Annotated in this window: 17 protein-coding genes and 1 pseudogene; 15 read left to right on the top strand and 3 right to left on the bottom strand. The window is 47.7% G+C overall.

Features of this window, described 5'->3' with window-relative positions:
* Positions 1-160 precede the first annotated feature (160 nt).
* The 7 genes from M1D71_RS09730 (at position 161) to M1D71_RS09760 (ending at position 9,922) form a co-directional block, all read left to right on the top strand.
* On the top strand, positions 161-1,474 hold the full coding sequence (locus M1D71_RS09730; protein ID WP_458126268.1) for an extracellular solute-binding protein: 1,314 nt from the start codon (positions 161-163) through the stop codon (positions 1,472-1,474).
* Between the two features lie 185 nt (positions 1,475-1,659).
* A complete protein-coding gene (locus tag M1D71_RS09735; RefSeq protein WP_062833683.1) occupies positions 1,660-2,541 on the top strand; it encodes a carbohydrate ABC transporter permease in 882 nt (293 codons plus the stop codon).
* Between the two features lie 15 nt (positions 2,542-2,556).
* Entirely contained in the window at positions 2,557-3,432 is an 876-nt protein-coding gene (locus M1D71_RS09740) for a carbohydrate ABC transporter permease (RefSeq protein WP_458126269.1), read from the top strand.
* A gap of 30 nt (positions 3,433-3,462) precedes the next feature.
* On the top strand, positions 3,463-5,241 hold the full coding sequence (locus M1D71_RS09745; RefSeq protein ID WP_458126270.1) for a cache domain-containing sensor histidine kinase: 1,779 nt from the start codon (positions 3,463-3,465) through the stop codon (positions 5,239-5,241).
* Positions 5,238-6,821, top strand: a complete 1,584-nt coding sequence (locus M1D71_RS09750) for a helix-turn-helix domain-containing protein (protein WP_458126271.1) — start codon at positions 5,238-5,240, stop codon at positions 6,819-6,821. The genes M1D71_RS09745 and M1D71_RS09750 overlap by 4 nt, the downstream gene beginning before the upstream one ends.
* 90 nt (positions 6,822-6,911) lie before the next feature.
* Positions 6,912-9,488, top strand: coding sequence for a beta-mannosidase (locus M1D71_RS09755; RefSeq protein ID WP_458126272.1), 2,577 nt, complete (start codon positions 6,912-6,914; stop codon positions 9,486-9,488).
* Positions 9,489-9,691: 203 nt separating this feature from the next.
* Complete coding sequence (locus M1D71_RS09760; RefSeq protein WP_458126273.1) at positions 9,692-9,922, top strand: hypothetical protein; 231 nt, start codon at positions 9,692-9,694, stop codon at positions 9,920-9,922.
* A gap of 116 nt (positions 9,923-10,038) precedes the next feature.
* On the opposite strand, the gene M1D71_RS09765 is transcribed toward M1D71_RS09760, so the two are convergent.
* The gene (locus tag M1D71_RS09765) at positions 10,039-11,154 is read right to left on the bottom strand and encodes an FAD-dependent monooxygenase (RefSeq protein ID WP_458126274.1); all 1,116 of its coding nucleotides are present in this window, start codon (positions 11,152-11,154) and stop codon (positions 10,039-10,041) included.
* A 270-nt stretch (positions 11,155-11,424) separates the two neighbouring features.
* On the opposite strand from M1D71_RS09765, the gene M1D71_RS09770 reads away from it, so the two are divergent.
* Positions 11,425-11,907: a MarR family winged helix-turn-helix transcriptional regulator gene (locus M1D71_RS09770; protein ID WP_458126275.1), complete on the top strand. Its 483-nt coding sequence runs from the start codon at positions 11,425-11,427 to the stop codon at positions 11,905-11,907.
* Positions 11,908-12,004: 97 nt separating this feature from the next.
* Here M1D71_RS09770 and M1D71_RS09775 read toward each other — a convergent pair whose 3' ends face one another.
* On the bottom strand, positions 12,005-12,304 hold the full coding sequence (locus M1D71_RS09775; protein ID WP_458126276.1) for a hypothetical protein: 300 nt from the start codon (positions 12,302-12,304) through the stop codon (positions 12,005-12,007).
* 423 nt (positions 12,305-12,727) lie between these two features.
* On the opposite strand from M1D71_RS09775, the gene M1D71_RS09780 reads away from it, so the two are divergent.
* The 5 genes and pseudogenes from M1D71_RS09780 to M1D71_RS09800 all read left to right on the top strand — a co-directional run bounded on the left by M1D71_RS09780 (position 12,728) and on the right by M1D71_RS09800 (position 16,936).
* Complete coding sequence (locus M1D71_RS09780) at positions 12,728-14,752, top strand: Na+/H+ antiporter (protein ID WP_458126277.1); 2,025 nt, start codon at positions 12,728-12,730, stop codon at positions 14,750-14,752.
* A 132-nt stretch (positions 14,753-14,884) separates the two neighbouring features.
* A pseudogene (locus M1D71_RS09785) lies at positions 14,885-15,049 on the top strand (aldo/keto reductase); the annotation flags it as partial.
* A gap of 66 nt (positions 15,050-15,115) precedes the next feature.
* Complete coding sequence (locus tag M1D71_RS09790) at positions 15,116-15,904, top strand: polysaccharide deacetylase family protein (RefSeq protein WP_458126278.1); 789 nt, start codon at positions 15,116-15,118, stop codon at positions 15,902-15,904.
* Positions 15,905-16,127: 223 nt separating this feature from the next.
* Positions 16,128-16,334 carry a YwbE family protein gene (locus M1D71_RS09795; protein WP_026081155.1) on the top strand — a complete coding sequence of 69 codons (207 nt, stop codon included), beginning with the start codon at positions 16,128-16,130 and terminating at the stop codon, positions 16,332-16,334.
* A 2-nt stretch (positions 16,335-16,336) separates the two neighbouring features.
* Positions 16,337-16,936, top strand: a complete 600-nt coding sequence (locus M1D71_RS09800; RefSeq protein ID WP_458126279.1) for a DUF4269 domain-containing protein — start codon at positions 16,337-16,339, stop codon at positions 16,934-16,936.
* Between the two features lie 236 nt (positions 16,937-17,172).
* Here the strand turns inward: M1D71_RS09800 and M1D71_RS09805 are convergent, their stop codons facing one another.
* Positions 17,173-18,582 (bottom strand): hypothetical protein, encoded by a 1,410-nt coding sequence (locus M1D71_RS09805; protein ID WP_458126280.1) that lies wholly within the window; start codon positions 18,580-18,582, stop codon positions 17,173-17,175.
* Positions 18,583-18,936: 354 nt separating this feature from the next.
* Between M1D71_RS09805 and M1D71_RS09810 the strand changes: the two genes are divergently transcribed.
* Both M1D71_RS09810 and M1D71_RS09815 read left to right on the top strand, forming a co-directional pair.
* Complete coding sequence (locus M1D71_RS09810) at positions 18,937-20,736, top strand: sensor histidine kinase (RefSeq protein ID WP_458126281.1); 1,800 nt, start codon at positions 18,937-18,939, stop codon at positions 20,734-20,736.
* Entirely contained in the window at positions 20,711-22,324 is a 1,614-nt protein-coding gene (locus tag M1D71_RS09815) for a response regulator transcription factor (RefSeq protein ID WP_458126282.1), read from the top strand. Before M1D71_RS09810 ends, M1D71_RS09815 begins: the two co-directional genes overlap by 26 nt.
* Positions 22,325-22,412 lie beyond the last annotated feature (88 nt).

The following is a 22,412-nucleotide window of genomic DNA, read 5'->3' on the forward strand; positions in this document are numbered from 1 at the left end:
GAGCTCTTTTTATATGTTGTTAACAATGGTTCAGCAAAGTACGGCTCGGAAGAGGGTAACCGATATTTTTCACCCCTGCATCCGTGGATCGTCACCTTACGGTATGATAGCGTTACCATTTACAATAAGTGTATTCAAATCGCCGAGGGGGAATATAGAGATGTTGAAAAAATGGCTTTCGGGTTTCCTGGCAATAGCGATGTTCTCCATTATTCTTGCTGGCTGTGCTAGCGGGGACACTTCAGAAGGAGGCAGCGGCAATGACAAAGTAACCGTCACACTCTGGCACAACTGGACCGGACAGGATGCGAAGGCGGTTGCGATGCGCCAAATTATTGAAGATTTCCGTGCGGCGCATCCAGATATTGAAGTTGTGGATGAAGGCTTGCCAACAGATGGTCTCAAAACCCGGCTTCGCACGGTGGCAGCTGCCAACGAGATGCCAGACCTATTCGTGATGTGGCCGGATGCCATGACCAAGGAATTTGTGAAAGGTGACCTGTTACAGCCCATTAATGCAGAGCTGGACGCGAAGCCGGAGTGGAAAGACAACTTTATCCCGAATGCACTGGATGGATACACCGTGGACGGAAATATCTACTCCGTGCCCATGAATCTGGCGCCAAGTTCCTTCATTTATTACAATGAGGCTCTTTTCAAACAGTACAACGTGAAAGTGCCTGAGACGTGGGCGGAATTGGAACAGGCAATTGCTACTTTTAATCAAAATAAAGTCATTCCCATGGCACTTGGCAACAAGGCCAACTGGGTAGCTCAATCAACGATATTCAGTACACTGGCTGACCGGATTACCGGTACAGACTGGTTCCTGAAAGCGGCAGCACAAGAGGGTGCAAGCTTTACCGATCCACAATTTATTGAAGCCCTGAACAAGATGCAGGAGCTAGGCAACACCAAAGCATTCCAGGATGGATTCAACAGTATCGATGAGACGCAGATGATGCAGCTATATTTCCAAGGTAAGGCAGCGATGGTCATGAACGGTGGATGGGCCTTGGCAAATCTGGTGAACAATGCACCTGAAGAGGTATTGAACAACACGCATATTACAATTCTTCCTCCAGTGGACGGAGGTCAGGGTGAACCAAGAACAACATCCGGTGTTGTGGGAACCGGGTTGGGTGTAAGTAAGAAGCTGAGCGGTGCCCAAAAAGAGGCAGCGATGGAATTGTTCTACGCACTGGCAGGACCTGACGGTCAGAAGGCCACATTGGATAGCAGTACATTGGTGAGTTACAAAATTGATCTGGACAAAACCAAGGCGCATCCATTGTTCGTTGAATTATATGATCTGATGCAGGAAGTGAAGATCACGCCAGTATACGATTCCAAGTTGGGATCGGCAACGGTTGAGGTTATTAATAATGCGTTGCAAGAATTGCTTATGGGCGGCAAGGCCGAAGACATTGCAGCTAAGATTCAGGCGGCTCAAGCCAATGCCGTTAGTCAGTAACGATTCTTCAAACTAGACAGCGATTGCGATCGTACAGCTTGACGATGAAGAACCAATGAACTCATCACATCACATACTAGCTGGTTATCCGTTAGAACCCCTTCCCGGCAGGGGAGGGGTTTTAAGTATGGCTGAGATAGTCAGTTGCAAGTTGGGAAAGGCATTCAAGGAGGGGAAGTGAACAGATGAACGCACTGCGAAGTCGGCGTTTTATTATGCTGGGGCTGGCCCCGGCAGTCATCATTTATGCATTGTTTGTATTTGTACCGGTCGTGTGGTCAGCGTACTATGGTTTCTTTAACTGGTCTGGCATTGGGGCATCCAAATATATTGGTGTGGATAATTACATTGAGATCTGGCATGATCCTGTATTTTGGCGGGCACTGAAAAACAACGTTATCTTCGTGCTGGCATCTGTATTTGGACAAATTCCGTTAGCGCTGATGTTGGCGGTCATATTACACAAAAGCAATCCATTGCAGCGGTTTCTCCGTTCAGCGGTATTTCTGCCGATGGTGTTATCCACTGTTGTTATCGGAATGATTTGGCAGTATATCTATCATCCACAGATCGGGATATTGAACTTTCTACTGGATGCACTGGGGCTGGAGAGTTGGAAGCTGCAATGGCTGTCCGATGACAAGATTGCAATTTTCTCATTGGTACCGCCGCTACTGTGGAGCTTTGTCGGGTTGTATCTGATTATATTCATCTCGGCGCTGCAAAATATTCCCGGCGAGATTCACGATGCTGCCAAAATAGACGGTGCTTCAGGAATCCGGAAGCTGGTATCGGTCTCTTTGCCCATGATCTGGGGAACAGTTCAGGTTGCCATCATTCTATGTATTTCGGGTAGCCTCAAATCATTCGATCTGGTCTACATCATGACCAAGGGTGGTCCGGCACATGCCACAGAACTACTCGCTACGTATATGTACAATTCCACTTTTACCACATACCGTTATGGCTTCGGAAGTGCCATCTCGACGACCATCGTACTGATCTCGTTACTTCTGATCGGAACAAGCCAGTGGGTAACCAGTCGCAAACGAAAAGAGAACCATTAGAGAGGGGGAGCTATAATGCGCGTGACACCTGTATCCATGCCATCACCACGAAGTGGCTCGGGTCATCCGATTCGACGTCTTCGCAGCGGAATTGTTTGGACGCTGCTGACGGTCTATGGTATTTTAACATTGTATCCGTTCTACTGGCTCGTAATTAGTGCGTTCAAAACGAATGAAGATTTCTATAGCAGGCCTTTCGGTCTGCCGGAAAACTGGAACGTAGCCAATTTCAGCAATGCATGGGAAAGCTCCAAGCTGGGGACCGCTTTTGGCAATTCACTCATTGTATCGGTCGGATCATTAATTCTGACGCTGTTTATTGCAGCGCTGGCTTCATTCATCCTGGCCCGCTTCCAGTTTCGCTGGAAAGGGTTAATCATGACCTTCTTTGTCGTAGGCATGCTCATTCCGATTCATAGTACACTTGTCCCTTTATTCATTCTGATGAAACAAATGTCATTCCTGAATACGTACTGGGCATTAATCTTACCGTACACGGCCTTTGCATTGCCTACGGCTATTTTCGTGCTTACAGCTTATCTGACAAGTGTTCCACGTGACATTGAAGAGGCGGCTTTTATTGATGGAACAGGTCTGTGGGGACTGTTTACCCGAATTATGCTGCCGATGTCCGTCCCTGCGTTGTCCACGGTGACGATCCTGAGTTTCCTGCATGCGTGGAATGACTTTTCATTTGCGCTTGTGTTCATCAACAAAACCGGATTGAAAACGTTACCGCTGGCGATTGCGAACTTTGCGGATGGATATCAGACGGATTACGGATTAACGCTTGCTGCCATGACCCTGTCGGTCATTCCAACCATTATTCTGTATCTTATATTCCAGGAACAGGTTATGAAAGGCATGACAGCAGGAGCTGTCAAAGGCTAAGCGAAAGCGCATCCAGAGGAGGAGAAACGTTTGGCACGCTGGCTCACATCTTCGTTACAAAGGAAGCTATCCGTCGTTGTGACGGCTTCAATGATTGTGCCTTTGCTGGCCTTGGGCCTGTTCGCCTTTCTGATCTCTTCCCGCATCACAGAGCAAAAAACAAAGCTGTCCGGCATGGATACGCTGAAACAGGTCGAAGCAAATCTTCGTTATATGCTGCAGGATGCCGAGAACCTGTCCATTTTCCTGATTGGAGAACGGGACATCCAGCAGTATCTTAGCCACAATGAAGATCATGAGCTAGACCGGGTGGATATCCTGGGCAGGATGACCAATCTGGCGGCTTCCAAAAAATATATTGCGAATATCGCCATATATCCAAGCCGCTTCGATGCCACATTGTCTACGGCTACCTGGTATGAATCCAACAATTCAAGCTTATCTTATCCTCCTGTACCGAGCGGAGAAGCGGTAAAAAAATGGACGGGGGTATACCCAGTTCAGAATTATGCGGGTATACAAAATGTGATCACATTGGTTCGACCGATCCGCAGTATTCATGATTATCGACCCATCGGCTGGCTGGCAATCAGTCTGGATGAGAAGGCCATATCCCAGGGATGGGCTGCTCTGGGATTAGGCAGAGGGCAAGGCAGACTGGAACTCATCGGCAGTTCGGGAGAGATCTTGTCTTCCATGGACAAATCCCGGCTTGGACTTAAGCTGGAGCAGGTCGAACCAGGAGTCACAACGTTAATTCAGGGTGGCGGTAACGGAACAACCACATATGGCAGTGGTGAGGATAAACGGACATTGCTCTATTATCCGGAAGAACTGACCGGTTGGACGTTGGTTGGAACGGTTCCTTATGACCAGTACAAGTCGGAGAATCGGTATATCCTTATTCTAACCGGGTGTGCCGTTGCGATGTCTGCTGCGATTAGTGCTGGATTGGTCTGGTTTACCGTGCAGCGTGTGACGAGGCCGCTTCGTGTACTTACCCGGCATCTGTCTCGAATTGATCCCGAACGCCCGCTTCCTTTGTTTCGGTCTGAAAGTGATGACGAGATCGGCAGGCTTGGGGAGAGTTACAATCTGCTCGGTGCACATATTCAGTTGTTGAAGGAAGAGGTTATTCGTGGTGAAGCCCGCAAAAAAGAAGCGGATCTTCGAGTGCTTCAGGCGCAGATTAACCCGCACTTTCTCTATAACACGCTCTCTTCGATTCACTGGATTGCCTTAATGTCTGAAGAGAAGAGGATCGCGGATATGGTGGAGGGCTTGAGTGATTTTCTGCGTATCAGCTTGAACAATGGTCAGGATTACTGCCCTGTGGAACAGGAGATTGCTCATATTCGTCATTATGTGCGTGTGCAGTCGATTCGTTTCCCGGATCAATTTATCTTGCATTATATCGTAGATCCGGCATTAGAGCAGCTTATGATGCTGAAGTTGCTCCTGCAACCGCTTGTCGAGAATGCCATGATTCACGGGATTCAGCCCAAAGCGGCCATAGGAACCATCACCATTATGATTCGCAAGGATCCAGAGAATGAACAGATGAATGTGTTGGTGCTGGATGATGGTGTCGGCATGGAGCCGAGCAAGCTGGAGCAATTAAGGATAAGCATTGTTCAGACGGGAAAACAGACGGAAAAGCAACTAACCCAAGGCGGTTATGGGCTCTGTAATGTGAACGAGAGACTGCTGCTTCATTATGGACCGGAAGCACAGCTCGAAGTGGATAGCAGGGTCGGTGGTGGTACCCGCATTTCGTTTTCCATTCCAATCCTGGAGGGAGCGCCATGAGACTATTAATTGTTGATGATGAAGTCATTATTCGTACAGGACTTGCCAGTGTGATCGCTTGGCATGAACTTGGGATTGAATTACTTCAACCTGCTGCCTCGGCAGAGGAGGCGTTAATGCGCATGGCGGAGGAACGTCCACATATTCTGATGACGGATATTCGGATGACAGGCAGATCGGGTCTGGAACTGGCAGAAGAGGGACTGCGATTGCTACCTGAGCTGGAGGTTATTATTTTATCCGGATACGATGACTTTTCTTATGCACAGCAGGCGATTCGCCAAGGTGTTACCGATTATTTGCTCAAAACAAGCAAGCCGGAAGAGATTATCAAGACCGTGTTACAGGCCAAACAGCGAATAACAGAACGTTGGGCAGAGAAGTCCAGAGAAGGACAACTCATGCGGGAGAATCGGGAGCGGTTGTTTGCCGGATGGATTATTGATGGTGATATCTCTTCTGGTCCTTGTCCATCGTTCTTGCAGTCTGGTGTACAGAAGGAAGCGGTCGATGGTTTGAATGATGAACAGATTCTCAGACAAGTCATGGTTCTTCGAGCAGAGGGCTGGGATCGTTCCTCGGATGCACTATTACGATTTGCGGTGCAAAACACACTGGAGGATCTGCTGCCAGGAGCCATTGCGCATGTAGAGAAGCAGCTAATTGTCTGTGTTGTCTCATGGCCGCTGGTGGAACAGGAATATGCATTCAGGCTGGAGAGTGCATTATGTCGGGTGAAACAATTATTGAAGTGCACCTTGCGTGCAGCAATAGGTCTGCCAGTTCATAGATCTGCAGATCTGCACGAGAGCTATAGAACCGCTTCAGCGGCATTCCGATATCGGAGTTTGATTGATTATAAAATATGGCATTATAAGCACATTCAGGACCGTCAAGGTGGCAAAACCGTACTTACGCAAGAAGAGGAGACCGTACTCGGCACATTGCTGCTGGATAATGATTCGGTCACGTTAACGACATGGACACGAGAACTTGTGGCCAATCTGATAGCAGAACCGGAAGTCACACCAGAATCGTTCGGTGCCTGTCTTCAATCTGCCGTTATTGCAGGTCATCGCTGGCTGACTCGTACGATGCGAGCTATAGGACGTGAAGAATCCGCAAGGCTGGAACCCTGGTTGCCGGAACCGGATGCAGATGCTGTGGAACTTGGGGATATGCTGTTCCATCATCTGTATGGTGTGATGCATGCCTATCATAGTCGCATGGGTCAGGGGCAGGCTGCACATGTGCAAAAAGCGATAGGTTATATTGAGTCTTCATTGGCTCAGGATATTAATCTGCAGCAGGTAGCTGGACATGTTCATTTGCATCCGGGCCACCTCAGTGAGTTGTTTAAAAAAGAAATGGGTGTGACTTTCGGTGATTTTGTCATCGACACGCGTATACGAAGAGCAATGGATATGCTGGCGGTGTCTCCAGCGAAGGTCAGTGAAGTCGCTGCCATCAGTGGCTATGAAGACGTGAAATATTTTAGCAGGTTGTTCAAAAAACATACGGGCAAGACCCCGAGTGAATATCGCGAGGAGGCAATGTCATTCAAGCCCTCCGGAAGTTAGAAGCGAGCAGATTACGAAGCATGTTTTGTATTTCTGCAAACGTTTTCGATGCGGCATAACTCAGGGGTCTTGGGGAGCGAGGGCGTAATAATGAAGAACCTTAGTTCAAATCAGGATTTATCAGGACAATGGAAGATACAGCATTTTGAAGTTGGGGAGAAGCGGGCAATGGATGTGGCAGCTGCTGCACTGGATGATCGCTTCTGGATTGGGGCTGAAGTACCCGGAGATGTACACGCTGCACTGGTTGAGCGTAGTATCATTGATCCACCCTATTACGGACATAATGATGCCAAAAGTCGCTGGATTGAGCAAAAGGAATGGTGGTACCGTACAACCTTCAATCTCGTGAGAGATGCAGAGACGGAGGAGCATTTTGAACTGGTGTTCGAAGGATTGGATACGTTTGCAACGGTCTACGTCAACGGCCATGAAGTTGGAAAAACGGCCAATATGCTCATGTCACATACGTTTAATGTCACATCTCTGGTGCGTAACGGCTGGAATGCGATTGCTGTCAAGTTCGACCCGCTTCACCTGCATCACCGGGACAAAGAAACCTTCGACTGGTCCTCGTATACGAAGGAACGGCCGTGGTTACGCAAGGCGGCAATGAACTTTGGCTGGGATTGGGGTCCACGCATGGTTACGGTAGGCATCTGGGGTGCAGTGCGGCTGGAAAAACGAACCATTGCCAAGCTAGAAAGTGTGTATGCTCGAACGGAATCAGTGAGTACAGAGCTGGCTGTCTTGCATGTCAAGGCGGATGTGAAGTCCGTCTTGTCTTTCCGTAACAGGCAGAAACGGGAGCAAGCTGTGGTTATGTCCTGTCATGTTCGTCTGCTGGATCGAAGCGGAAACGAGGTAGCAGATGCCACTGAACTGCCTGTAGAAGGTGGTAAAGCAAATATCACATTGAACGTTACCTCACCTCAGTTATGGTGGACTCATGATCTGGGTGACCCTTATCTGTACACACTGGAGGTTACATTGTACGCAGATGGCGTTGAGGTGGATCGTTATAGCGAACCTTATGGGATACGAACGATTGAACTGGCTCTTCACAATGAACGGGGGGAGGATGCATTTGCTTTTATCCTGAACGGAGTCAAGATCTACGCCAAGGGAGCCAACTGGATTCCGGCTGATCATCTGATCGGCGCCATCCCGAACTCCCGATATCGTGAGCTTGTCGAGCTGTCGGTGGAAGGGCATATGAACATGCTGCGCGTCTGGGCCGGTGGTATATATGAGAAAGATGTCTTCTACGATGAGTGTGATCGGCAAGGGGTGTTGGTGTGGCAGGATTTTGCATTCGCGAATGCATTGTTCCCGGATTTCAATCGTGATTTCATGGACAACGTACGGCAAGAGGTAGAAAACAATGTACTGCGCCTACGCAATCGTGCCTCGCTTGCCCTCTGGTGTGGCAATAATGAAATAGATTGGCTCTATGATATGAAGTCGGCAAGTGGAGATATTACCAGTCCGTTCTACGGCGAACTGATCTATCATGAGCTGATCCCTGAAGTGCTGGAGCGCTTGGATCTGTCTCGTCCGTACTGGCCTTCTTCGCCGTTCGGGGACAGCAATGGTCAGGATGCGAATGACCCGGATGTGGGGGATCGCCACAACTGGCAGGTATGGCACGGCTCTGTCTATCCAAGGAAACACGGAGAGCCACCGCTGCTGGACTACAGTATTGAAGGTGTAACGTTCAAAAATTATAAAAAGGATCATGCGCTGTTCAGCAGTGAATTCGGTATGCACGCCTCGGCCAATCGCTACACGCTGGAGAAAAATATGCCCGCAGGTCAGTTTTACTGGGGCGGTCCGGAGATGGCCTACCGTAACAAGGATACCAATCATCAAAAAGGTATTCTGCTAATGGAGGGTTATACAGGCATTCCGCAAGATATAGAAGAGTATATGAACTACTCCATGCTCACTCAAGCAGAAGGGTTGCGATATGGAATTGAACATTTCCGGCGCATCAATCACCGTAACAGCGGAGCGCTTGTGTGGCAATTGAACGATAGTTGGCCAGGAACAAGCTGGTCCATGATCGACTATGAACTGCTGCCGAAGGCATCCTTTTATTACGGGAAAATATTCTTTCATCCTGTCCTGTTGTCATTGGAGCATGAATCGGGTGAGCCACTTGCGTTGTGGGTCGTGAATGATACTCAGGACGTCTTGAAAGGCGAGCTTCGACTCAATGTCTATGAATTGCATGGAGGGAAGATCTATTCCAGCACACATGCTGTTGAAGTGATATCCCAATCCTCGCTGTGTATTGCCGAATTAAATGAAGTAGAGGTGCTACAGGGTAGACGTGCGGAGGAAGTCATGGTTGAGTTGGTATCCGAAGGGTTTGCGGCACCGAGCAATCGATACTTCTTGCGTGATCCGAAGAATGTGACATTGCCGAAGTCTCAATTGAGCGTGCATGTGAACGAAGAGGAGCAGTCTGTAACGGTTACGGCCAGTGGTGCAATTGCACGATTGGTGAAGCTGGAGCTTCCCCTTGGACGTGTCCGATTCAGTGATAACTATTTCGATCTGCTCCCCGGTGAGAGCCGGACGGTAAGACTTCGTCATCCGGAGCAGTCGTCTCTGCCTCTGACTGAACTTCGGGTCAGTGCAATGAACGGCAGAGAAGGATGAGATAAAGACTTCGATTCTTAATCGAGGTGGTACTCCTGATCAGGGATGCCGCCTTTTTTTTGCTTTTGGACTAGGTGAGACAATGTCGCCGGAGCAGACTTTTTCCCCTATTTCATCAACGATAACTTCCAGTCAGGGTTCACATCTTGGGACATTCGGGTTAGAATGATAGAAAGAAATCGTTTTCAAAAGGAGGTGGATTCATGTCATTTGTCTTTTTCCCCGAGGTGATTATATTCACTTTGATGTTGATCCTGCTGATTATTGGTATTGTATATATTGTTCGTAAAAGCAAACAAGTACTGCGCCGCCTAAGTAATCTGGAGAAAGCGATATATGAAAAAGAAGGCATGTCGTCCTATCCGAAGGACGTTGATACTGAACAAGAAGGGGCATCCCGAGAAGACTCATTTGCTCCACGCAAACGAAGATGAATAAGGATACGGATTACATAAAATAGATAACCAATAAAGTAGAACAGCCGATTCTTCTCCATGAGGAAGTGATCGGCTGTTTTGGGCATTTTGGCAGATACCAGAATTAACTGGGTTTAGAGAAAGGATTCATAGCGCTGCTGGAAAGAGGACTCCATCGCTACTTGCCGTGCAAGTTGCTGCTGTACCTTTGCTCCGCGAATCGTCTGAAGTTCCTGAAGCAGTTCAGTGGATTGGAATTGATCTGCGGCCATCCGAATAAGCAGATCCGAGAGTGCGTCCGCATCTTCCAGCGCCGCATTAAGTCCAAACGCACCAGTTGGTGTCATGGTATGGGCGGCATCACCGATGAGCACAACATTGTCCTTTGTCCATGATTGACAATAGCTGCTTTCGACAGATAATAGAACAAAATCACTCCAGCTCTGAATGTGGGCAGCCACAGAATCAGCCAGACAAGGAAAGGCAGATACAAGTTTATCTACAAAAGGAGCAATCGGTTGCTCGCGCAACTTGGCATATGCCCCCTCAGGGATGTTCCAGCCAATCTGAACATAACCGCCGAATTGTGAGAACAATGCGAGCTGTTGTCCATCCATGCTTGCCATCCGAACAGCCGGTTCCCATCCTGAAGGTGCCGGAATACGTGCCCATAACAGGTCATACCCGTGCTTGCGAATCTCGGGGGTCAAGCCGGAATGTTTGCGTACAGCAGAGTATCTGCCATCTGCACCGACAATAACAGATGATTCGATGGAAGCAGGAACGCCGTTCTGGCGAATGTTAATACCAACGGTCTGGCCGTTTTTGTCTCGTAGAAAGCCAGTCATGATGGTATTAAACAGCACTTGTTCATTAGAATTGGGCTGCCGAGCATGCGATACGATGGCTTCCAGGAGATGATCTTGAGGTACATGAATACCAACATGAGATTCTCCATTTCCTGGCGAAACGGTATGAATAATCTGCCCATCTTCCCAATACTGAATCTGTTCCAAGAGCAGGGCTCCTCTTTCCTGAATGAGCGAATAGAGGCCATATTTATTCAAAATCGCTTCGCCGTCCACATTGAGCAGCTCTCCGCGAAACGACTTGTGCAGGTGGGGTTGCCGCTCGATGAGAATCGTGGAGATTTCTTTTTGATTCAGTAGATAAGAAAGCAAAGCACCGCCAGGACCCGCACCGACGATGCAAACATCTGTTTTAAGTTGAGATTGAATATTCTGATTCATGTGCATAAGTCCCTTGAATTATAATGATGACGCTTCATTTACTTTATAACAACAAATTTATTAAAATCATTAAGTAACTAAAAGTAACTCAAAGATATAGATTATTATAATCAAACCCATCGCAAGAAAGCAATAGATGTATGCCATAATAAAACACAGGTCTTTCCGTCAAATAAAGGGTGTCCAATACAAGCGTATATTTCACAAACAAAATAGTGTAAATATGTTACAATAAAAGGCAGGTTATGATGAAAGGCAGGAGGAACGTTTATGAGCCCGGATACGGAGCGAAACTCTCAATTGGCAAATGTAGATCAATTGTTGGAGGCCTTCTTCAGATATAAAAATAAAGTATTGGATCAGCAGCAGAAGACCGAAACCAACTGCAAACTGAATCCGACAAAAAGTCATATATTGAGCATGATTTTACGCGAAAAACGCTGCATGGCGGTTGATGTGGCCAGACAACTCAGTTTGTCTTCCGGCGCAACCACCATTGTACTGAATCAACTGGAAACAGAAGGGTTGATCCAGCGTGTGCGCAGTGAAGAAGATCGAAGAATTGTGTGGCTGTCCTTAACAGATGAGGGAACACAGCTTGCCAAGACACTTAATGCGAATCGCGGCCGAATGACGTGGGAATTGTTGCAAGCACTTTCCGAGGAAGAGCAACAGCAGATGTTCGGTATGCTGAAGAAAATTGAGTTGAAACTGTTGGAGAACATGAAGTCATTTGAGCAGATTCATCGGTAGTCCATATATGACTTGATCACTTAAAGACGTCAGTCCTCATGAGTTCGTCCCTAGTTGCGGGGGGATGAACCTTGAAGACTGGCGTTTTTGAGTTGGTTTACATATGAAAGCGAACCACATGATCGGTCATACCTTCCTGGATCAAGATCTCCTTTTGCTTGCTGCCCATTAGGTCGAAGTGGGGAAATGGCTGCCGCCGATGAATGTATCGCGGGTCCAGTCCATGATCGTTACACCAGCGGTCCAGACGCTCCAGATCTGCGCAGCCGACTTTGGTGACGCTGGTGATACCGGGAAATCGATTGTCGATCCAGAAATGAGTGAGGTAGGCAATCTCACCACGAGCTACTTGTTCCTTCCACGCAGCAAGCTCCTGTCGTTTAATTCCAAATGCCATAGATGCAAGTTCCTTTCCAACCGGGTATTGTCCTAAGCATATTGTAACATCTTATATACAGAATCCATCAGAAATCTTCAATCTATATAAGTTGAACTAAAGATTATTTACACTGACACTACGATGACAGAATAACCTTCCAATCGCTGTTATCCCCAGATTTTTTGATTCCCTTTTCCAAAGGGGAAAATCCGGGGATAGCGTATGCTTCCGATGCAGCTTTCTTTCAGAAAGCTTTTAGGCGAACGCTTTGTCCTCTCCGTTAACGTGTAAATGAATAGTTCCAACTTATATAGACTGGTCTGAGACCAGTTGAATGGGTATATGAATATGACAACATTTTTATAACAAAGTCTGGATTATGTTAAAATAAACCTATACAACAAAGGTTTCACCACTTCTATAGCGGAAAGGGATGTCATCATGGAGATATTTATTGCCGTACTTGTGTTACTGGTCCTGATCGGTTTATCCAATATTTTAAACCGGTTTGTACCCTTTATTCCCATTCCGCTTATTCAAATCGTGCTTGGTGTAGCCATAGCTTTGCTTCCCGCAGGTGTTCACCTGCCCTTGAACCCGGAATTGTTTTTTGTGCTCTTCATCGCACCTTTGTTATACAACGATGGTAAGCGAACACCAAGGAATGAATTATGGAATCTGCGTGCACCGATACTTTTGCTTGCACTAGGACTTGTATTCGTGACAGTAGTCGTGGCGGGGTATGCCATTCATTGGTTGATTCCTTCGATCCCGTTACCTGCTGCTTTTGCTCTTGCAGCCATATTGTCCCCGACAGATGCAGTGGCCGTTGGCGCCATGGCAGGCCGGGTACATCTTCCGAAAGGCATACATAGGCTTCTTGAGGGTGAAGCATTGATGAATGATGCATCCGGCCTGGTGGCCTTCAAATTCGCCATTGCAGCCACGGTTACAGGTGTATTTTCCCTGGCGCAGGCAACCTTCAGTTTTATTCTGATTGCAATTGGCGGACTTCTCGTCGGTGCATTGTTATCGTTTCTGTTAATCAGGCTTGGGGTGTGGATTCGTAGACTGGGCATGGAAGATGTGACGATTCATATGCTGCTGCAAATCCTGACTCCATTTATCATCTATCTGGTGAGTGAAGAGATTGGGGTGTCGGGCATTTTGGCGGTCGTTGCAGGTGGGATCATTCACGCCATTGAGCGTGACCGCGCTGAATCGGTTCAGTTGAAAATGCAGGTGGTATCTGCAAGCACATGGTCAGTCATTATATTTATACTAAATGGTCTGGTGTTCGTGATTCTGGGTGTACAGGTCCCGGATGTGCTGAGTACCATTTTTGAGAATGTTTCAATTAATAACTTGCAAGTCTTGGGGTATGTGGGGCTAATCTCCCTGCTTCTGCTGATTCTGCGCTTTCTGTGGGTCTATCTGTTTTGGCAGGGCAATGAATTGCTGCGGACCAAATCTCCCATTGGCAGACCGCGGTTCAAGGATATTACGATCATTTCCCTCTCTGGGGTGCGGGGGGCTGTGACGCTGGCAGGTGCCTTCTCCATTCCCTACGTGCTTCAGGATGGATCGCCTTTCCCTGAAAGGGATCTGATCATTTTCCTGGCGGCAGGAGTGATTCTCTTCTCCCTAATTGCCGCGAGCGTGTTTCTTCCCGTTCTGGCCAAGGATGATGGTAAATCCACAGAAGAAACACCGCAGAAGTCAGAACGGAAAGCACATGATATTATGCTGAACGCGGCAATACGAGCCGTCAAATCCGAAATGAACGATGAGAACAGAGCCGCAGCACTGGCGGTCGTCTCAGATCTGTCCAAATACATCAGGCAGGCCGCAGGTCAGCTTACCGCAGGTAAACGTAAAGACATTCAAAAACAAGAAACGGCCATCAATCTGATTGCCACCCGTGCGGAGCGTAAAGAAATTGAAGCGATGCTGGACGAAAATGCAATTGCTTCCGATGCTGCATTCAAATGTGACAGCTGGCTCGATCGCAAGGAAATGATGCTGGCGAATCGCACAAACACTCAGTTCATGACTTCGATCAGCGAGATCGGGCGTGTGTTAGGACATCTCTTCACCAATCGTTCCCCGAAGCCGAGTCAACCCTTCATGCTTGAAAATGCAGAACTGTTCCGTCAGGTGAAGCTGCGCACCTCAGAAGCAGCAATTAAGGCCATTCGTTCCCATATGAATGATGGTAATCGAGTCGTTACACTGTCGGTCATTGCCAAGTATGAGCGAGTTATTGCGAAATTGCGCACCTGGAACCAGGGTAAAACGGAAGATCCGTTTAATCAGGAAAAACTGGAGTTGCAGATGGTGGCCATTCAGGAACAGCGCAATACGGTTCAGCAACTGTATGAAAACGGCGAAATCACCCGTGATGTGGCTGCCAAGCTGCGCCGGTTTATCAACGACGTGGAAGCGACCGCGTTGAAAAATACCTAATGTGGCAAGAAAGACGTCACGACCAAATTGTACTTATTCGATCAGTGAAGATCGTCATGGATGATTCACCTGCTTTCCTGAAAACAGCTGTAGATAAAGCGTTGAACCGCCTGCAACCGTTCATTCAAAATTCTGGATAAAGTGGAGCAGTTGCGCAGTATCGCACAATCCAAGGATGTTGAGGTCGCTCATCTGGTTCTGGCCTGGTACCTGACTCAGCCTTCCATTGATGCATTGACATTGAATGTAGAGCTAACCGTTGAGGAAATTGCCGTTGTGGACCAGATCTTTCGTTAATTAGTTCGGGTGAATCGGGAAATGCTAACAGGGAGTTTACATATGAAGACAAAGTGAGGACACAACATGAACCTGAAGGCAGCCCGATTGATCGGATTGTTCACGCTAATTATCTTGCTGGGTAGCAGTTCTGCCTATGCGAAGCCTGTTCAGAAGAACCGTCAGTATTATGAGGAACGAGGAGAGATCGTGTGGGAGGTTCCCACACAGGATAAACTCATCGCCCTGACCTTTGATGATGGACCGGATCCGATTCAGACCCCGCAGATTTTGGCGTTGCTTCAGCAATATCAAGCCAAAGGAACCTTTTTTGTACTTGGCAAATGGGCAGAGAAATTTCCTGAACTGATTAGGCAGGAACAGCTCGAAGGGCATGAAATTGCCAATCATACGTATGCTCATACGTATGCAGTTCGATCAACAGCTGCGGACAAGTACATGAAAGATATGAACGCAGCGGAAAGTACCATTATTGAAGCGGGCGCGGAGCGTCCCTTGTTGTTCAGACCACCAGGCGGCTATTACAATGACATGGTCATTCAGGCTGCCAAACAAAAAGGGTATACCATTGTACTCTGGTCCTGGCATCAGGATACACGAGACTGGGCTTCTCCAGGTGTATTGGCCATCGTTAACAAGGTGCTGAACAACGTACGTAATGGGGATATTGTACTTTTTCACGATAAGGTAGAAGGCAAGTCCCATACGGTAGCAGCACTCAAAACGATCCTGCCGAAGCTGCAAAAGCAGGGATATCGGTTCGTAACAGTGTCCGAGCTGCTTGCTGTAAAGGCGCGCGAAGCTACGAAGGACGGAACTACGCCTTCGTCTATTTTGAAGCACGTACAGCCCTAAAACATGGCAATCCAATTAAAAGCCGCAGGTCTCAGTATGAAGAGACCTGCGGTTCTTTATCCTGGTCTTATATAAAACATGGAACCAGAAAGTATGAGGTTGTTGCCCGTATCCCTTTTGTTTTGAAACCAAAACGTCTACAATAGATGGAGCTTTGAGCTTTGTGATTAAGGGTTAAATCGTATACATGGTATGAATTTCGACATAGAGGAGAGTGAACATAATGAATGGACAACAACGTGTAAATATTAAGCCAGGTCTGGAAGTGGACATTGTGCTGAAGCAGGATCAGGCTACAGGTAAGCTGACACGTGGCATTGTGAAGGATCTATTAACTAAGTCACCTACACATCCACATGGAATCAAAGTAAGACTGACGAGCGGCCAAGTGGGACGTGTGAAACAGGTCATTACAGGAGGCTCGAACTAACTGTGGTCCAAGGCGGAGAGATGAGTACTACCGCAGAGGTTATAGAACATCTGGCTACGGGTAATGAACGTCAACAGGATGCATACCGCGTGTTACAGAGCAGTGGACTGATCGATATATTAGCTGACTACCACCCATATCCGGCGGGAACGGTACCCATTGATATTGATATTCCGGGCAGCGATCTGGATCTGCTGTGTTATGCAGAGGATCTGGATGCTTTTGAAGCCGAGATACACAATCGGATCGGAGCCGTTGCTGAGTTTCAATGTGTTCGTGGTGGGGATCTTCCAGACCAACGTCCTTATGTGACTTGTAATCTGCAGGTGGGACATTGGCCTGTGGAGATTTTTGCCCAATCCGTGCCGATCAATAGACAGAATGCATACCTACATATGCTCGTGGAGTGGAAATTGTTACAACTGTGGGGAGACGCCGGACACCGTGAGATTCGCAGACTGAAACGGGCCGGGTGGAAGACGGAGCCTGCCTTCGCTTCTGTACTTGGGCTACAGGGAGATCCATATGTGGACATGCTGCAATTAGCAGAGATGAAGCGTGAAGATCTCTGGAACTGGGTACGTTCACGCACGTCTTTATAAAATGTCTATTTGAGATGAACTAATCATTTACACGATAACGGAGAGGACAGAAAAAACCTGAAAAAGCGAAGCTACAAGCTTTCTGCAAGAAAGCTACTTCGAAAGCATACACTTCGCCTAAAAGCTTTCTGAAAGAAAGCTGCATCGGAAGCATACGCTATTACCGGATTTTCCCTTGAGAAAGGGAATCGAAAAATCTGGGAATAACAGCGATTGGAAGGTTCTTCTGTCATTTGTCAGATCAAAAAAATGGCTACAATCGTCGTTACCGCGAGTCCCAGCAGTACAGGCTTCAGGTTGCGTCTTGCCAGTTCAAAAGGACTGACTCCGCAGATCGCAGCAGCAGGAATCAATGCCCATGGAATCAAGGTTCCGCCACCTACCCATATGGCTGCAACCTGACCGAGTGCTGTCAGCACAGGAGCTGAATCTGCCGCACCTGCGAACATGGACGCAATCGAGCCAACCAGGGAAATCCCCGAGAATCCTGAACCATCCATCCCCGTGACCGCTCCGGTCACCGTCATCGTAATGGCTCCCACCGTATCATTTAGTGGCACCAGTCCAGCAAGTGCAACCCCGAGATCATTCACAATCCCGTGTGAACCTTCAGGAAGAGGATTGTGGAACAACTCCGTAATCGCAGCATCCCCCAGATAAAAGAACGCGGCTATCGGAATAACCGGGCCGAATACTTTGAAACCGAACTGAAATCCTTCTATTAAATAGTTGGTCGTTTCCTCCGGTCCGGCGTGACGGTGGGCGGCAAGGGTAACAGCGATCAGTATAACCACAGCGGTCCCGCCAATCAGAGCCGTTGCGTCACCACCTTGCAGTTTCAATACAAACATCAGAATCACATCAACTGCAAATAACAAAGGGATAAGCAGAGCGAATGCTTTTTGCAGACGGGGTGACATGGCTTGACGTTGAATAGGCAGATTGGTGGGTGGAGAGGTAGACACAGCCTCTGATGAGGATAAAGGTTCCGTGCCCACTGTGCCTGATTTCATCTCTTTGCGCAGCATCCAGAAGGCTGTAAGTGTAGATACCGTTCCCATGACAATGACCAGAGGAATGCTGGCCGCCATGACGGAAGTAACGGGTATACCAGCCGCATCAGCCGTAAGTTTGGGAGCCCCCTGAATGATATAATCTCCCGACAGTGCAATTCCATGTCCGAACAGGTTCATGGCAATGGCAGCCCCAATTGGAGGGAGCCCCACACGCACCGCTACTGGAAGGAGTACAGCACCAACCAGAGCTACAGCCGGAGACGGCCAGAAAAAGAGCGATACAATCATCATAATCAATCCAATTCCCCAATATGCGACCTGAGGAGAACGGATAAACCGGGTGACAGGTGTCACCATAACCTCATTAATGCCCGTTCTGATCAGAACACGGCTCATCGCCACAATTATAGAGATGATGAAGATCGTGCTGAGTAATTCTTTTGTAGCATAGATGAAACTGCTGAAGATTCCAGAGACAGACCCGCTTAAGGTTTCCGTTGCCAGAAGTCCAATGGTCATAATACCCGCGACACAGATGATGGTGGTGTCCCTGCGCCGGATCATTACGGCGATGATTAAGATAATAAATGCCAGATAGACATAGTGTAACGCAGTAAGTTGAATATTCATCGAACAGGCCTCCCTACATCCCCGGTGATATACCCGAGGAGTGATATATCGTATGCATGTCAAGATCGGGCGTTCGTGGAGTCCAGGGCTTGCCGCAGCATTTATTTTAGGGAGAGGCTTCTGAACTATAAATGAAGGATTTTTTTTACAACTGGAGAATTTATTACAACAGAAGTATGTAAGTTATCCGAATTTGGAGCGGATGGAAGTCACCAGAAGTGATGGATGCAGGTCACTAGACCGCATAGACAATGGCAAGCAGGGGTGACTACAATAAACTAAACATGCCATCATAAGGAAGAAATTAGAAAAAAGTACGCTATGTTAAATGAAAAGGGCGGGAATCCTTAATCCATGAATGTGATCCGTTCACTTCGTTTTAAATTTATTGTGGGTCTTACACTGATCATGCTGCCATTATTCATGCTGCTCTATTACAACAACGTTTACGCCATGAAAGTCGTACGTGACAAGGTATCTCTCACCAATATGAATCATCTCGCCAAGAGTGTGGAGCAGAATGAACGTATATTGCAGGAGACAAATCGGTATCTATACAGTCTGGGCGAGCGGGACCCGGATATTATCTCTCTGTTTTTTCTGGAATACGGCAGTGGCGATTATATCATTGCGAAGCAACGCATTATGAATAAATTCATGACAGATATTGGTTTCTATAATCTGATTGATTCCTTTTTTCTATATGATGCTGTGAATGATGATCTGCTGCTCGCCACTTCGGGCAATTATGATGTCAAGAAGTCGGTTGTGCAGGAGAGTATGCCGGTCCAGATGCAGCAATTGGAAGGGGATATCCAAAAGCCCGAATGGAGTATCGTGCGTGGGGGGACGTGGAATGCGCTGGTGAAAACGGTGCGAATCAATCAGCAGTTCTATGCGGGTGCGCTTGTTGATATGAATGCACTGAATCACACACAGCAGTTCACAGAATCCGGTGACAGGGCAGGCGCAGTCATTGTTGGAACAGACGGTGGGGCATTATCGGATTCCACATTGAATGCTGCACAGATTCAGCTTGCTGCAGCTCATCTTCCCGGTCTGAAGAATCCGTATCAGGTTATCTCTGAAGTTGTGAACAAGGGAGAAGCACGTCAATATTTGATGTTGGGGATGGCCTCGGCCATGTCTGCGATGAATTATATCGTGCTGCTGCCTGAGGAAGACATGATGCGTAACCTCCCGTTCTTCCAGCAGATCATTCGTCTGCTTCCCATTGGTGCGGCAGTAATTCTCGTTACTGCACTGATCTTTCTGCGTCATCTGTTATTCCGCCCGATGAACTCACTGATCCGAGGCATGAGAAGGGTGAGTCGCGGAGATCTCGATGTGAAGCTGGAGCCGCCCTCTTCCTCGGAACTTGAATTTATGACACGAAGTTTCAATCAGATGACCAGTGAGATTCGGCATCTGAAGATTGATGTGTATGAGGAACAATTGCGGACCCGAGAGGCGGAGTTCAAACAACTGCAGATGCAAATCAATCCTCACTTTTACCTGAATTCACTCAATATAATTCATAGTCTGGCTTCCTTGCAAAAGCATGAGCTGGTGCAGCAGATGGCTGGACATCTGGCAGATTATTTCAGATTCAGCCTGCGTGCAGGCAAACGTGTTATTCGTCTGGATGAAGAGCTGGAGCACATTCGTCATTACTTAGAGATTCAAAAGCTGAGGTTTCCAAGCCGATTGGATTTTGAACTGGATATCGAACCGGATCTGGGACAGTATGTGATTCCGCCATTAACGATTCAGCCCTTTGTGGAAAATGCCATTATTCACGGATTTCAGCGCCGGACTCAAGCCTTTGTCATTCGGATCGTGGCGTGCCATGGGAAGAAGTTATCGGGTCAAGTCGATGAGAAGGTGCTTCAGCTTATGATTGTGGATAATGGTGTCGGATTTGATGAGGAACTGCTGGAGCGTCTGCAGCAGGGACAATACGCTGAAGACCCGGGTGGACAGCATATCGGGATATGGAACGTAGCTCACCGGCTGTTAGTGAAATATGGTGACCAAGCCAGTTTGCAGTTCAGAAATGAGGCGGATAACGGCGCTGCAGTTATCATTGATTTACCCGCTCAGACCGAAGAGGAAGAAGGGGGAGCCCATGCGGAACCTGTTGATCGTGGATGATGAAGTGTATGCATTACAAGCGATGGTGGAAGGCGTTGACTGGCGCGCAGCTGGCATTGATCAGGTGTTCAGTGCTTGTGATGCTGAGGAAGCAAGAAAGGTCCTGAAGGCAAGTGCTATCGATATCATGATCTGTGATATTGAGATGCCTGGTGAAACAGGGCTTGACCTGCAGAGCTGGGTATTGAAGCATGATCCAGGCATGTTGACCATTTTCCTGACAGGCCATGCTTTGTTTGATTATGCTCAGACCGCAATTAAGCTCAACAGCTTTGATTATGTATTGAAGCCGGCTCCGGCGGATCAATTGATTAAGGTAGTAACCCAAGCGGTAGAGAAGATCAAGGATGGAGAGCAGCGTACCCGTACCAACGAAGTTTATGAGACCGTATACAAACGGTGGAAAACCCACAAACCACTCCTTACAGAACGTTTCTGGAAGGATGCCATCTCTCAACGTATCACGTTAACCAAGCAACGACTGCAGGAGCTTGCAGAATTGTATGGTGCCGAGATTGATCCGCAGGCTCGTGTACTACCTATTGTGATTTCGGTAGAGGAATGGGTGCGAGAATTTGATTTGCGTGACGAAGAGGTATTGGAGTATGCCCTTCGTAATGCAGCGAGAGAAGTGTTGCTGGGCGACAAGCCGGGTGAGGTGTTTCAGGATCATAGTGGATTAAACATTGTGCTTGCTTACGAGCAAGACGGCATCGTACCAAGTGCGAGCGAAGTGGCACAACGTTGTCAGGGGTATATTCGGGAATGTGGCACGTATTTCTATTGTCGTCTGTCCTGTTACGTTGGAGCTCCGGTTGCTGTGACTGAACTACAGGGCATGTTGAATGAACTGATGGACATGGAGCGGCGCAATATTAAGGAGCTTGAAGAAGTCTTTGTCTATAATGAGCAGGGGAGAGATCAGGAAGATCGCTTTTTGCCTATTCCGTGGTTTTCAGAATTATCCATACTGTTTGAGACGGGTAAAGTTGGGGATTTGCGCGAACGTGTGGATGAGATTTTCGAGTTACTCGCTGCGCAGGAGGGGTTGTCTCCTGAAATGCTGCGTCTCTACTATCATGCGATGCTGCATGTGGTCTATCCGTTGCTTCATCAGAAAAATGTGTCCATACGCACCCTGTATCCAGGTGAACGGGAGCCGGAAGAAAGTGTGGTGACAAGGTCGTTGCCGCAGTTGAAGCAGTGGACATCTGATCTGATTGATCGTGTTATCCCGGTGTTGTACCCGGACGATCACAGCCCCATGACCATTGTGGATCAGTTGTGCGTTTATATTGAAACTCATATTGGCGAAGAACTCATGCGAGAGGAACTTGCAGCTTTTGCCGGATTCAATCCAGCCTACCTGTCCCGTTTGTTTCGGAAGGAGAAGGGGATGTCCTTGTCCGAGTTTATCCTGCAAGGCAGAGTAGCCAAAGCGAAGACATTGCTGTCCCAGTCCACCGTCAAGGTGACGGATATCGCTGGCAAAGTGGGGTACTACAATTACTCGCATTTTACCAAAATGTTCAAAAAGTGCACAGGTATTACGCCGCAGGAGTTCCGCAAACAGTCACGCACAGTATAGCTTAGGACGCAGCATGCTGCGTCTTTTGTTTTTGTTTTTGTTTTTTTTGTCACTAAAGTCATAATTTGATAAGTCAACAGGTCACCAC

Source organism: Paenibacillus sp. Z3-2 (assembly GCF_054161325.1).